This is a genomic window from Stenotrophomonas sp. STEN020 (genome assembly GCF_056760195.1).
Genome location: NZ_JBRREI010000056.1, coordinates 17,346 through 28,913, shown reverse-complemented (window position 1 = coordinate 28,913; position 11,568 = coordinate 17,346). Strand labels below are relative to the sequence as shown.

Below are 11,568 nucleotides of genomic sequence, written 5' to 3'. Positions count from 1 at the left end.
GCCGAGCCATGCTCGGCACGGGCGTTGCCGGGCAGTCCTCATGCCGAGCATGGCTCGGCACTACAGGTGGAGCTTCTGCTCGGTATTACTCTTTCGGCGGTTCCGGGCGGCTTTCCATCATCAGCGATAGTGCGGCCTTGGCCATCAGGTGGGCGCTGATCGGCGCGGTGATGAACAGGAATACGGTGATAAGCAGCTCGCGTGGCTGCGGGTCCTGGCCAAGGAAAATGTGGTACGCCACCGAGCACACCAATACGCAGCCAACGCCCAGCGTGCTGGCCTTGGTCGGTGCGTGCAGGCGCTTGAAGAAATCGGAGAAACGTACCAGGCCGAGTGCACCTATCAGGATGAAGATGCAGCCGAAGGCCAGCAACGCCGACAGCGCGATTTGCAGAAAGGTGATCATTCGACGATATCCCTGCGCAGCACGAACTTGCTCAGCACCACCGTGCTGCAGAAGCCGAGCATGGCGATGATCAAGGCGGCCTCGAAGTAGATGGCCGAGTCCAGGTACATGCCGAACAGCATCAGTTCGGCGATAGCGGTGACCGACAAGGTATCCAGTGCCAGGATGCGGTCCGGCACGGTTGGCCCACGCAGCAGCCGCCACAACGACAGCAGCATGGCGATGCCGACCACGTGCATGCACACGATCAGGGTGGTTTCGAATATCTGGTAACCGTTCACGGGAAGATCTCCATCAGCGGCGCTTCGTAGCGGCTCTTGATCTCGTTGATCAGGGCGGTGGCATCTTCGAGGTGCAGCACATGCACCAGCAGGTGGCGGCGGTCCTCGGACAACGCCGCCGACACCGTGCCCGGGGTCAGGGTAATGAAACTGGTCAGTGCGGCGATACCGTGGATGTTGGCGATGTCCAGCGGCACCCAGATGAAGCCAGGCTTGAGCTTGTGCTCCGGTCCCAGCACCTGCGCGGCCACGCGCAGGTTGGAGACCAGGATGTCCCACAGCACTACCGCCAGCAGCTTGGGAATAGGTCGCAGCGAGCCCAGGCGGGCGAACTCACGGTCCAGGCGCGCGGCGAACAAGGGGATCACCACGCCCAGCAGCATGCCCAGCAGCAACTGGCCAAGATCGAAGCTGTCGGACATCAACAGCCAGAAGGCGACCACGGTGATCGACAGGGCGGGCGACGGGAATACCCGGCGCAGCAGGGGGCGACGTTCGCTCATGGCTGCCTCACCTGCGGCGTGGTGCCGCGTACGTCATTCAGGTATTGATCCGGTGCCAGCAGCTGTGTGGCGATGGCATCGGTCTGGCGCATCAGCGGCCCGGCGAACACCGTCATCAGCACCACATAGCCGAGCAGCAGGCAGGTAGCGGCGGTTTCGAACGGACGTGCCGGGGCTTCGACCGGCTCTGGCGCAGGCGCGCTGTCATCGTCACCGGGCACATGCCAGAACAGACGGATGCCGGTGCGTGCCAGGCCCATGATCACCAGCAGGCTGCTGCCCAGTACGGCGCTCCAGACCACCGCGGTATGTGCTTCCGGCACGGCCGAGAGCAGCGCCGCCTTGGCCAGGAAACCGGCCAGCGGCGGAAGCCCGGCAACGGCTACCGCACCGACCAGGAACAACAGGCCCGGCACGGTCTTGCCAGGCAGCACGGTGAGCTCATGCTCGCGGCGGCGGTCGGCCTGCTGGCGACGGCGCCGCATCAAGTCGGCGATCAGGAACAGCGCAGCGGCGGCGAAGGTGCTGTGCGGCAGGTAGTACAGGCCAGCGGAGATCGTGCCGGTGTTGCCCAGCGCGAAGGCGATGAACAAGGTCGCCGCCGACACCACCACCAGGTAAGCCACCAGCACGCTCATGCGGGTGGCTGCCAGTGCACCCAGCGCGCCAACCACCAGGGTCGCGATGCCGGCCCACAACAGCCAATCGCTGCCGTAACCGCTCAGCGCACCAGCATCGGCATCGAACCACAACGAGGTCACCCGCAGCACCGAGTACAGGCCGACCTTGGTCATGATCACGAACAGCGCGGCGACCGCGGCCGGCGCACGCGCATACGACTCGGGCAGCCACAGGTACATCGGCAGCAGCGCGGCCTTGGAGCAGAACACCAGCAGCAGCAGGCCCAGGGCGGCCTTGGCCAGCTTCAGGTGCGAAGGCGGCAACTCGACGATGCGCTGGCTGATCTCGGCCAGGTTCAAGGAACCCAGGGTGGCGTAGAGCATGCCCAGCGCGATCAGGAACAGGGTCGAGGCGGTGACGTTGAACACCACGTAATGCAGGCCGATGCGCATGCGCAGGCCACGTCCGCCGGACAGCAGCAGGCCGTAGGAGGCGATCAGCATCACCTCGAAGAACACAAACAGATTGAAGATATCGCCAGTCAGGAAGGCGCCGTTGAGGCCGACCAGCTGGAACTGGAACAGCGCGTGGAAATGCGGCGCACGCCGGTCCCAGCCGGTGCAGGCGTACAGCAGGCAGGCGATGGCCAGCAGCAGGGTGGTGAGCAGCATCCAGCCGGCCAGGCCATCAGCCACCAACGCGATGCCCAGGCGCGCCGGCCAGTCACCCAGCAGGTAGGCCGAGATCTGGCCCTGGCTGGTCTGTGCGAACAGCAATGCCACCGCTGCGGCCAGGGCGGCCATGCTGGCCCAGGCCACCGTGCGCTGCACCTTGGGGCCGTAGCGGCGGTGTTCGATGAACAGCGACAGCGCGGCGCCCAGCAGCGGAATAAGGATCGGCAGGATCACCAGATGATTCATGCGCCGCCCCCCGACTTGGCCGCTTGCTCAGCCGGCAGTTCGGGCTCGTGCGCATCGACGTGGTCGCTGTGGTTGTCGCTGCGGCTGCGCATCGCCAGCACGATGCTCACCGCGGTCATCGCGAAGGCGATCACGATGGCGGTCAGCACCAGCGCCTGCGGCAGCGGGTCGGTGTAGTGCACCAGGCTGGTGGCCACGCCGTCCTTGAGCACTGGCGCCTTGCCGGTGACCGGCCGCCCCGCGCTGAAGATCAGCAGGTTGGTGGCATAGGACAGGAAGGTCATGCCCAGGATCACATCGAAGCTACGCGCACGTAGCAGCAGGTAGACGCCGATGCCGGCCAGTACGCCGATGGCGCTTGCCAATGCCAGTTCCATCAGTGCATCTCCCCGGTGCGTGCCGAACGGCGGTGGATATCGATTTCGCCGTTGCGGGCATTGCGGGTGCGCGAGGGCTTGATGGTGCCCATCATCGACAGGATCAGCATCACCCCGCCAAACACCACCAGGTAGACGCCGGTGTCAAAACCAATCGCACTGGCCAGCGGCACGGTGCCGATCAGCGGCAGCTCTAGGTCGAGGTGGCCACTGGTCAGGAACGGCACGCCGAACAGCATCGAGGCCACGCCGCTGAGCAGGGCGATCAACAAGCCCAGGCCGATGCAGCGGATGTAGTCGAAGCCGAAGCGCGATTCCACCGACACGGTGCCCTGGATCACGTACTGGATCAGCAACGGCACCGCCAGCACCAGGCCGGCGACGAAGCCGCCACCAGGCGCGTTGTGGCCGCGCAGGAACAGGAAGATCGACACCGTGAGCGTCAGCGGGAACATGATCTGGGCCAGATCGGCCGGCACCGGCAGCTTGATCGGCGGGCCCGGCATGATCTGCTCCGGCGCCATCCGCGTGCGTCGCAGCATCGCGTGCACCACCAGCGCGGCGATGCCGAACACGGTGATCTCACCGAAGGTATCGAAGCCACGGAAGTCGACCAGGATCACGTTGACCACGTTGTGGCCATAGGCCTCGGGCAGTGAACGCAGCAGCATCTCGCCGGACATGGTGTTGGGCGGCAGCGTCATCAACGAATAGGCCAACGCGGCGATGCCGCCGCCGGCAACGATGGCGAGTACCGCATCGCGGCGCTTGCGCCAGCGCGAGTGCTCCGGCGGTGACTGTGCGGGCAGGTAGTTCATGCCCAGCAGCATCAGCACCAGCGTCACCATCTCCACCATCAGCTGGGTCAGGGCCAGGTCTGGTGCCGACAGGAACACGAAGGTCAGTGCCACCATCAGGCCGGTGCCGCCCATCACGATCACCGCCAACAGGCGCTGCTGGTACAGGAACAACCCGGCGAACGCGCAGGCCAGCATCACCAGCCACAGCGTCCAGCCCAGCAATGGCATGGACTGCGGGGCCGGCCACAGCGGCATCACCGGATTGGCGATGTAGGGCGCGGCAGCGACGATCACCGCCACCAGCACCAGCGCGAACAGCATGCGCTGCAGGCTGCCATTGGCCAGCACGGTAGTGACGCGGTGGGCGAAGCCGAACAACGCGTCCAGCCCGCGATGGAACAGGTGCTTGCCGGTGGGGCGGTTGCGCGCGGCATACAGGTCGGTGAAGCGGCGCAGGCCGAAGTACAGCGCAACACCGCCGACCACACCAATCGCGCTCATCGCCAATGGCAGGTTGAAGCCGTGCCAGACCGACAGGCTGTACTCCGGCATCGCGGTGCCGAGGATGGAGGCTGCCGCGGTCTGCAGCACCGGCGCGATGGTCAGCGCCGGGGCGATGCCGACGGCCAGGCAGATCACCACCAGTACTTCCACCGGCACCTTCATCCAGCGCGGCGGCTCATGTGGCACCACGTCTATGTCGACCGGGCCCTTGCCGAAGAAGGTGTCGTGGACGAAGCGCAGGCTGTAGGCCACGCCGAGGATGCCGGCCAGCAGGGCGGCAGCGCTCATCGCCCGCCGCATCCAGTCCGGGCCCTGCGTTGCCAGTGCCTCGGCGAACAGCATTTCCTTGGACAGGAAGCCGTTGAGCAACGGGATGCCGGCCATCGCCAGCGAGGCAACGATGGCCAGCGCACTGGTGATCGGCATCAGCTTGCGCAGGCCACCGAGCCGGCGCATGTCGCGGGTGCCGGTCTCGTGGTCGATGATGCCGGCGGCCATGAACAGCGAGGCCTTGAAGGTGGCGTGGTTGAGGATGTGGAACACGCCGGCCACCACCGCCATCGGCGTGGACAGGCCGAACAGCAAGGTGATCAGGCCCAGGTGCGAGATCGTCGAATAGGCCAGCAGGCCCTTGAGGTCATGCTGGAAGATCGCATTCCAGGCGCCGATCAGCAGGGTGAGCGCACCAATGCCGCTGACCACGTAGAAGAACAGCTCGGTGCCGGCCAGCGCCGGGTGCAGGCGGGCAAGCAGGAACACGCCGGCCTTCACCATCGTTGCGGAGTGCAGGTAGGCCGAAACCGGGGTCGGCGCGGCCATTGCCTGCGGCAGCCAGAAGTGGAACGGGAACTGCGCGCTCTTGGTGAAGATGCCGGCCAGCACCAGCAGCAGTGCCCATGGGTACAAGGCACTGGCGCGGATCAGGTCGCCCGAGGCCAGCACCACATCCAGGTCGAAACTGCCGACGATGCGGCCGATCAACAGCACACCGGCGAGCAGGGCCAGGCCGCCGCCACCGGTGACGATCAAGGCCATGCGCGCGCCCTCGCGGGCGTCCTTGCGGTGCGACCAGAAGCCAATCAGCAGGAACGAACTGATGCTGGTCAGTTCCCAGAACACCATCAATAGCAAAAGATTGCCTGCCAGCACCATGCCCAGCATTGCGCCCATGAACAGCAGCAGGTAGCTGTAGAAGCGCCGCGCGCTGTCCTTGGCTGACAGGTAGTAGTGCGCATACAGCACCACCAGCGCGCCGATGCCCAGCACCAGCCCGGTGAACATCCAGGCCAGACCATCCAGGCGCAGGCTGAAATCCAGACCGATCTGCGGCAGCCATTGCCAGCTGTTGCGGACGATCTCGCCGTCGAGCACGGCCGGGGTGGCGCTGCCGAGCAGGGCCAGACCTAGAACCGGTGCCGCTGCTGCTGTCCATGCGGCTGCACTGCGCGACAAACGGCCATTGAGAGCGATGGCCGCTGCCAGCAGAAAGGGCAGCGCAAGCAGTAGCAACAGGACTGGCGTCATGTAGGGGCGCGGTTCAGAAAGGGGTTTTGCAGTCTAACAGGCGATTTTTTCGATCCGCGACTTTTTCTGAATGATCCGTTCGGGTTGGAACGCTGGAGCCAGTGCTGCCAGTGGCTGTGGGCGGGGAACACGGAAGCGCCGTGTCGCGCTGGGCTCCGTCCGATGCGGTGCAGCAGCTTGGCAGTTTGTAGGAGCGGCGTGAGCCGCGAAGCTGGCGAATCATCAGATGGCGCAGATGCCAAGCGAGTCAGCAATGTCAGCTTCGCGGCTTACACCGCTCCTACAACACTAACGCCTATCCAGGTGACGGCTGCGGAATCGGGGCGGCTTCGCCTATCCTTCCGCCCATGGAGAATGACATTCGCAGTGCAGCGGGCGGTAAGCGCGCGCTGGTATTTGGTGGCAGTGGTCAGATCGGTGAACGTCTGTTGGCGAACCTGGTTGCGGCGGGCTGGCAGGCAACAGCAGTGACGCGGCAGCAACGCGAGGCCATGCCCGGGGTGGAGTGGCAGCTGGGCGACCTGTCCAGCACCCACCTGGTAGACCAGCCAGTGGATGCGGTTTTCAGCTGTGGTCCACTGGATCACTTCGCGCGCTGGTATGCAGCATCGAACATCAATGCACCAAGGGTGGTCGCGTTTGGCTCGACCAGCGTGGACGTGAAACAGGATTCGTCCGAGCCGGCTGAGCGCGATGTCGCGCGGCGCCTGCGCGAAGCTGAGCGCGTGTTGTTCGACAGCGCAGCGGCGCGGGACGTGGCTGCGACTGTGCTGCGGCCAACCCTGGTTTACGGCGCGGCCAGCGATAAGACCCTCACCAAGATCGCGGCGCTGGCCACCCGCACCGGCTTCTTTGCGTTGCCTGCAAATGCCAATGGCCTGCGCCAACCGGTGCATGTGCAGGATCTGGCCGATGCGGCGATGCAGGTGCTGGCGCACCCGGCCACGGCTGGCAAGGCCTATGCCCTGGGCGGTGGCGAAGTGCTGGGCTATGCCGAGATGGTGCGACGGACGCTGGCTTGTCTGCCTGCGCGGCCACGCCTGCTGCGTGTACCCGCACCGCTGTTCAAACTGGCCTTGCGTCTGGCCCATGCCGGTGGACGACTGCAGGGCATGAATGCAGCGGCGCTGGCGCGGATGACCGAGCCGCTGGCGTTCGATATCGAACCGGCGCGTCGCGATTTCGGCTATGCGCCACGCGCGTTTGTTGCCGAAGCGGCAATGTTCATTGCTTCGACGGCGGATGCAGCCTAGCTGCCGAACGCCTCAGTAATGCCAGCCGAACTGCCGGAACAGCTTAGACAGCACCCAGATCGGCCCGATCAGCAGATAGGTCAGGTCGGTGAGGAAACTCGGTCGGCGGCCTTCGATCTTGTGGCCGATGAACTGCGCGATCCATGCCACCACGAACACGCCGATGGCGATGTACAGCAGCATCTGGATGCCGAGCCGGTCTTCCAGCAGCCGGCAGATGCAGCCGAACACGAAGAAGATGATCAGCATGCCGATGCCGAGTGGGCGCGACAGGCGGTTGTAATAGGCCCAGGTGCCGAACATGGCGAATGCCGCCCAGATGCCATGCTGGAACCACGGCACCAGCGGTGGAATGCACCACAGCATGGCAATCACCGACCACAGGATCGCGGGCACCGCGAACACGTGGATGGTCTGATTGGTGTGGTTGACGTGATCGCCAGAGTAGCTGGCGAAGTAACGATCCACCGGACGCGCAATACTCATTCCAACTCCCTCCCGGGTTGACTGGCAGAGCATAGCGCGGCTTCCCTACGGATGCGCACGGTGGCCGTGCGCATCCGTGACGGGCACAGCAGGATCAGTCGACGCTGATGCCGGCCAGCTTGTCCAGCGCTTCGGCGTACTTGGCGCGGGTACGCTCGATCACCTCGGCCGGCAGTGCCGGGCCCGGTGCGGTCTTGTCCCAGTCCAGCGTTTCCAGGTAGTCGCGCACGAACTGCTTGTCGTAGCTGGGCGGGCTGATGCCCACCTGATACTCGTCGGCCGGCCAGTAACGCGAGGAATCCGGGGTCAGCATCTCGTCCATGATGTACAGACGGCCATCGGCATCGGTACCGAACTCGAACTTGGTATCGGCCAGCAGGATGCCGCGCTCGGCCGCGTACTCGGCGGCGAACTGGTAAATGCGCAGGGTGGCATCACGCACCTTCTCGGCCATGTCAGCGCCCACTGCCTTGACCATCGCGTCGAAGTCGATGTTCTCGTCGTGGTCGCCTACCGCCGCCTTGGTCGACGGGGTGAAGATGGCTTCGGGCAGCTTTTCAGCCTGCTGCAGGCCGTCGGGCAGGGCGATGCCGCTGATCTTGCCGGTGCGCTGGTAGTCCTTCCAGCCGCTGCCGATCACGTAGCCGCGGGCAATGGCTTCCACCGGTACCGGCTTGAGCTTCTTGGTCACCACCGCACGCTTGGCGTACAGCGCCGGGTCCACGCCTTCGGGCAGCACGCTGGCCACGTCGATGCCGGTCAGGTGGTTGGGCATCAGGTGCGCGGTCTTGGCGAACCAGAAATTGGATACCTGGCACAGCATTTCGCCCTTGCCCGGGATCGGGTCGGGCAGCACCACGTCGAACGCCGACAGGCGATCGGTGGCGACCATCAACAGGTATTCGCCCGGAGGGGTTCCGGCCGGCAGACGTTCGCGCGGGATATCAAACACATCACGCACCTTGCCGCGATGGCGCAAGGGCAGGCCGGGAAGATCGGATTGCAACAGCGTGGTCGGCACGGGCACTCCTGGGACTTGGCAATGAATGCCGCCGGCTTGGAGGACCCGGGTCTGGAGGACCCGCAGGGCCCGCGGCTGGTCGGCGGGCGGCCTAGTGTACGGCCGGATTGGGCCGCTGTGGCATAAAATGCACGTCTTGCTTGCCCACAGGCCATTCACCCACCCATGCGCTGGTACGGAAAACTGTTCGGCTTCATCGCCGGGGCCCTGCTTTTCAGGCCCAACCCCTTGTTTGGCGGGATAATTGGCCTGTTGCTGGGGCATGCCTTCGACAACGATTGGTTCAAGCTCGGCAAGGACCTGCCGTACCGTGAGCTGGGGGTCACCCGCGACGCCACCGACGCCGAGATCGACCTGGCCTACCGCCGCCTGATGTCCCAGTACCACCCCGACAAAGTGGCCGGCGCCGCCCCCGAGCTGCGCGCCCAGGCCGAAAGGAAGGCCCGGCAGATCAACGCCGCCTACGACCGCATCAAATCCCTGCGTAAACGCTGAAAGGCCCCGCCATGTCCAATTGCATCATCGCCCCGTCCATTCTCTCGGCCAATTTCGCCAAGCTCGGCGAGGAGGTCGACAACGTGTTGGCCGCTGGCGCCGACTGGGTCCATTTCGACGTAATGGACAACCACTACGTGCCCAACCTGACCATCGGCCCGATGGTCTGCCAGGCCCTGCGCAAGCACGGTGTCACCGCGCCGATCGACGTACACCTGATGGTGGAGCCGGTGGACCGCATCGTGCCGGACTTCGCCGAGGCTGGCGCCAGCATCATCAGCTTCCACCCGGAAGCCAGCCGCCACGTACACCGCACCATCCAGCTGATCAAGTCGCACGGCTGCAAGGCCGGCCTGGTGTTGAACCCGGCGACCCCGGTTGAAGTGCTGGACTGGGTGCTGGAAGACCTGGACCTGGTGCTGCTGATGTCGGTGAACCCGGGCTTCGGCGGCCAGGCTTTCATTCCCTCGACCTTGGACAAGCTGCGTGCAGTGCGCGCGATGATCGACAAGCTCGGCAAGCCGGTGATGCTGGAAGTGGACGGCGGCGTAAAGGCCGACAACATCGGTGAGATCGCCGCTGCCGGTGCCGATGCCTTCGTTGCCGGTTCGGCCATTTTCAACGCGCCCAACTACGCCGAGATGATCACCAAGATGCGCGGCAATGTCGCGGCGGCGCGAGGCTGAGTGATGAGCGCGGCTGAAGTGCAGATTCGTCCGGCGCTGGCCGATGACGCAGGCCTGATCCTGCACTTCATCCGCGAGTTGGCCATCTACGAGAAGGCCGAATCCTCGGTGCAGACCGACGAGGCGGGCATTCGCGCCAGCCTGTTTTCTGCCGATGCCAAGGCGCAGGCCTTGATCTGCGAACGCGGTGGTCAGGCGATTGGCTACGCCGTGTTCTTCCACAACTATTCGACCTGGCTGGGCCGCAACGGCATCTACCTGGAAGACCTGTACGTCAGCCCGGAAGCGCGTGGCAGCGGAGCAGGCAAGGCATTGCTGCAGCACATCGCCAGGCTGGCGGTGGAGCAGGGTTGTGGTCGCTTCGAATGGTCGGTGCTGGATTGGAATACGCCGGCCATCGAGTTCTACAAGGCTGCCGGTGCAGTAGCGCAGGACGAATGGACGGTATACCGCCTGCAAGGCGATGCGCTGCAGAAATTCGCCAAAGGCGGCTGATCTGTAGTGCCGAGCCATGCTCGGCAGAGGCTTTCCCAGCAATGCAAAGGTAGTGCCGAGCCATGCTCGGCAGAGGCTTTCACAGCAATGCAAAGGTAGTGCCGAGCCATGCTCGGCAGGGGCTTTCCCGGTAATGCAAAGGTAGTGCCGAGCCATGCTCGGCAGGGGGCTTCACCTGTGATCTTTGAAACTCGCCTGTAAAGCCCCAGCCGAGCATGGCTCGGCTCTACAGGTAAAGCAAAAAAAAGCCGCAACGTTGCCGTTGCGGCCGGGGAATCATCGGAGGCTGATCCTGCCTCCATCCGTCGTCCTTGCTATGGCCTTCCATTCTCCGGATCGACAATGACGACTTCATGACGGGCCGCAACCAGCCAAGGCCGGTGGCACTCCTGTTTGCCGTAGGGGCATCGCCCACAACATTACAGAGAGTTCATGCAGCGGCCATCTCCAAGATAGGCGGGCGGGCGCAATCTGACCCCGATGGCGAAACACAACGCCATCCAGAATCCTCGTCATCGTCGTTACAGCCAGCTCAAGGACCACTCTCATGAAGATCTCCGCCATTCTCCTGGCCGTTGGCCTGTCGCTCGGCGCAGGCGCCGCGTTTGCCGCCCAGACCACCGCTCCGGCCGCTGCTCCTGCTCCCGCCCACGCAATGGCCAGCAGCACACAGCCGGCTGCCCATCACGCCGCCAAGAAGCACCACGGCAAGAAGCATCACCACAGTGCTGCGAAGCAGGCCGTAGCTGCACCGGCCGCAACTGGCGCCGGCAGCCGCTGATCGCGGTTGGACGTGCCGGTCAACATCCCGGGGCGTCGCTTTAGTGAAAAGGCCCCGTCAATGACGGGGCCCTTTCCTGTGCGCGCCTGGCAGGAGCGCTCCGTCGGCGGGTAGTGCTCAGGATCCAGCATGTCGGGGGTGTGTCGTGAAGATGATCCTTGCCCTTTTGTTGGTCGGCGCGTTGTGCGCGGTGGGTCTGCTGGCGGCGGCGCCGTTGCCGACTTCGCCGTTGTCCACTTCAGCGGGAGCGGTATCGCCGCCGCATCCCGCCGCAGCCGCCAAGCAAACCCAGGTCGTCCGCCGTTGCCTCAAGCGCAGCGCGATCGGCCGATGTGAGCGCTGGTCGCTGCCGTCGAGGCGTCCGCTGGTGGACGCGGCCACCTCGCCGCGACCGCGCAAGCCCTGAACGACGGCA

The 11,568-nt window shown here is 64.9% G+C and carries 13 protein-coding genes and 1 pseudogene; 6 read left to right on the top strand and 8 right to left on the bottom strand.

Annotated elements, in window-relative coordinates:
* Positions 1–94: 94 nt before the first annotated feature.
* From ACVOLZ_RS18520 to ACVOLZ_RS18495, 6 genes and pseudogenes are all read right to left on the bottom strand, one after another.
* Positions 95–406: pseudogene (locus ACVOLZ_RS18520) on the bottom strand (Na+/H+ antiporter subunit G); the annotation flags it as partial.
* A complete protein-coding gene (locus ACVOLZ_RS18515; RefSeq protein WP_481510128.1) occupies positions 403–645 on the bottom strand; it encodes a K+/H+ antiporter subunit F in 243 nt (80 codons plus the stop codon). The pseudogene ACVOLZ_RS18520 and the gene ACVOLZ_RS18515, both read right to left, overlap by 4 nt.
* 38 nt (positions 646–683) lie before the next feature.
* Positions 684–1,190, bottom strand: coding sequence for a Na+/H+ antiporter subunit E (locus ACVOLZ_RS18510; RefSeq protein ID WP_481517404.1), 507 nt, complete (start codon positions 1,188–1,190; stop codon positions 684–686).
* Positions 1,187–2,731: a monovalent cation/H+ antiporter subunit D gene (locus ACVOLZ_RS18505; protein ID WP_481517403.1), complete on the bottom strand. Its 1,545-nt coding sequence runs from the start codon at positions 2,729–2,731 to the stop codon at positions 1,187–1,189. Before ACVOLZ_RS18505 ends, ACVOLZ_RS18510 begins: the two co-directional genes overlap by 4 nt.
* Entirely contained in the window at positions 2,728–3,108 is a 381-nt protein-coding gene (locus ACVOLZ_RS18500) for a Na+/H+ antiporter subunit C (protein ID WP_481517402.1), read from the bottom strand. The genes ACVOLZ_RS18505 and ACVOLZ_RS18500 overlap by 4 nt, the downstream gene beginning before the upstream one ends.
* The gene (locus ACVOLZ_RS18495) at positions 3,108–5,936 is read right to left on the bottom strand and encodes a monovalent cation/H+ antiporter subunit A (protein ID WP_481517401.1); all 2,829 of its coding nucleotides are present in this window, start codon (positions 5,934–5,936) and stop codon (positions 3,108–3,110) included. The genes ACVOLZ_RS18500 and ACVOLZ_RS18495 overlap by 1 nt, the downstream gene beginning before the upstream one ends.
* A gap of 347 nt (positions 5,937–6,283) precedes the next feature.
* Here ACVOLZ_RS18495 and ACVOLZ_RS18490 point away from each other — a divergent pair, with 347 nt between their 5' ends.
* The gene (locus ACVOLZ_RS18490; RefSeq protein WP_481517400.1) at positions 6,284–7,189 is read left to right on the top strand and encodes an NAD-dependent epimerase/dehydratase family protein; all 906 of its coding nucleotides are present in this window, start codon (positions 6,284–6,286) and stop codon (positions 7,187–7,189) included.
* Between the two features lie 12 nt (positions 7,190–7,201).
* Here ACVOLZ_RS18490 and ACVOLZ_RS18485 read toward each other — a convergent pair whose 3' ends face one another.
* Both ACVOLZ_RS18485 and ACVOLZ_RS18480 read right to left on the bottom strand, forming a co-directional pair.
* Positions 7,202–7,675 (bottom strand): Mpo1 family 2-hydroxy fatty acid dioxygenase, encoded by a 474-nt coding sequence (locus ACVOLZ_RS18485; protein ID WP_481517399.1) that lies wholly within the window; start codon positions 7,673–7,675, stop codon positions 7,202–7,204.
* 94 nt (positions 7,676–7,769) lie between these two features.
* A complete protein-coding gene (locus ACVOLZ_RS18480) occupies positions 7,770–8,696 on the bottom strand; it encodes a phosphoribosylaminoimidazolesuccinocarboxamide synthase (RefSeq protein ID WP_481510113.1) in 927 nt (308 codons plus the stop codon).
* A 165-nt stretch (positions 8,697–8,861) separates the two neighbouring features.
* Between ACVOLZ_RS18480 and ACVOLZ_RS18475 the strand changes: the two genes are divergently transcribed.
* The 5 genes from ACVOLZ_RS18475 to ACVOLZ_RS18455 all read left to right on the top strand — a co-directional run bounded on the left by ACVOLZ_RS18475 (position 8,862) and on the right by ACVOLZ_RS18455 (position 11,559).
* The gene (locus tag ACVOLZ_RS18475; RefSeq protein ID WP_481517398.1) at positions 8,862–9,191 is read left to right on the top strand and encodes a J domain-containing protein; all 330 of its coding nucleotides are present in this window, start codon (positions 8,862–8,864) and stop codon (positions 9,189–9,191) included.
* An 11-nt stretch (positions 9,192–9,202) separates the two neighbouring features.
* The gene (gene rpe / locus ACVOLZ_RS18470; RefSeq protein ID WP_481517397.1) at positions 9,203–9,877 is read left to right on the top strand and encodes a ribulose-phosphate 3-epimerase; all 675 of its coding nucleotides are present in this window, start codon (positions 9,203–9,205) and stop codon (positions 9,875–9,877) included.
* A 3-nt stretch (positions 9,878–9,880) separates the two neighbouring features.
* On the top strand, positions 9,881–10,372 hold the full coding sequence (locus ACVOLZ_RS18465; RefSeq protein WP_481517396.1) for an N-acetyltransferase family protein: 492 nt from the start codon (positions 9,881–9,883) through the stop codon (positions 10,370–10,372).
* Positions 10,373–10,919: 547 nt separating this feature from the next.
* Positions 10,920–11,153, top strand: a complete 234-nt coding sequence (locus ACVOLZ_RS18460; protein ID WP_481514325.1) for a hypothetical protein — start codon at positions 10,920–10,922, stop codon at positions 11,151–11,153.
* 151 nt (positions 11,154–11,304) lie between these two features.
* Positions 11,305–11,559, top strand: a complete 255-nt coding sequence (locus tag ACVOLZ_RS18455) for a hypothetical protein (protein ID WP_481517395.1) — start codon at positions 11,305–11,307, stop codon at positions 11,557–11,559.
* Positions 11,560–11,568 lie beyond the last annotated feature (9 nt).

What these genes read in the sequence shown, in the direction of transcription:
- ACVOLZ_RS18515 (WP_481510128.1), bottom strand. Translation starts at nt 645, where the DNA reads ATGCACGTGGTCGGCATCGCCATGCTGCTGTCGTTGTGGCGGCTGCTG.
- ACVOLZ_RS18510 (WP_481517404.1), bottom strand. Translation starts at nt 1,190, where the DNA reads ATGAGCGAACGTCGCCCCCTGCTGCGCCGGGTATTCCCGTCGCCCGCC.
- ACVOLZ_RS18505 (WP_481517403.1), bottom strand. Translation starts at nt 2,731, where the DNA reads ATGAATCATCTGGTGATCCTGCCGATCCTTATTCCGCTGCTGGGCGCC.
- ACVOLZ_RS18500 (WP_481517402.1), bottom strand. Translation starts at nt 3,108, where the DNA reads ATGGAACTGGCATTGGCAAGCGCCATCGGCGTACTGGCCGGCATCGGC.
- ACVOLZ_RS18495 (WP_481517401.1), bottom strand. Translation starts at nt 5,936, where the DNA reads ATGACGCCAGTCCTGTTGCTACTGCTTGCGCTGCCCTTTCTGCTGGCA.
- ACVOLZ_RS18490 (WP_481517400.1), top strand. Translation starts at nt 6,284, where the DNA reads ATGGAGAATGACATTCGCAGTGCAGCGGGCGGTAAGCGCGCGCTGGTA.
- ACVOLZ_RS18485 (WP_481517399.1), bottom strand. Translation starts at nt 7,675, where the DNA reads ATGAGTATTGCGCGTCCGGTGGATCGTTACTTCGCCAGCTACTCTGGC.
- ACVOLZ_RS18475 (WP_481517398.1), top strand. Translation starts at nt 8,862, where the DNA reads ATGCGCTGGTACGGAAAACTGTTCGGCTTCATCGCCGGGGCCCTGCTT.
- rpe (WP_481517397.1), top strand. Translation starts at nt 9,203, where the DNA reads ATGTCCAATTGCATCATCGCCCCGTCCATTCTCTCGGCCAATTTCGCC.
- ACVOLZ_RS18465 (WP_481517396.1), top strand. Translation starts at nt 9,881, where the DNA reads ATGAGCGCGGCTGAAGTGCAGATTCGTCCGGCGCTGGCCGATGACGCA.
- ACVOLZ_RS18460 (WP_481514325.1), top strand. Translation starts at nt 10,920, where the DNA reads ATGAAGATCTCCGCCATTCTCCTGGCCGTTGGCCTGTCGCTCGGCGCA.
- ACVOLZ_RS18455 (WP_481517395.1), top strand. Translation starts at nt 11,305, where the DNA reads ATGATCCTTGCCCTTTTGTTGGTCGGCGCGTTGTGCGCGGTGGGTCTG.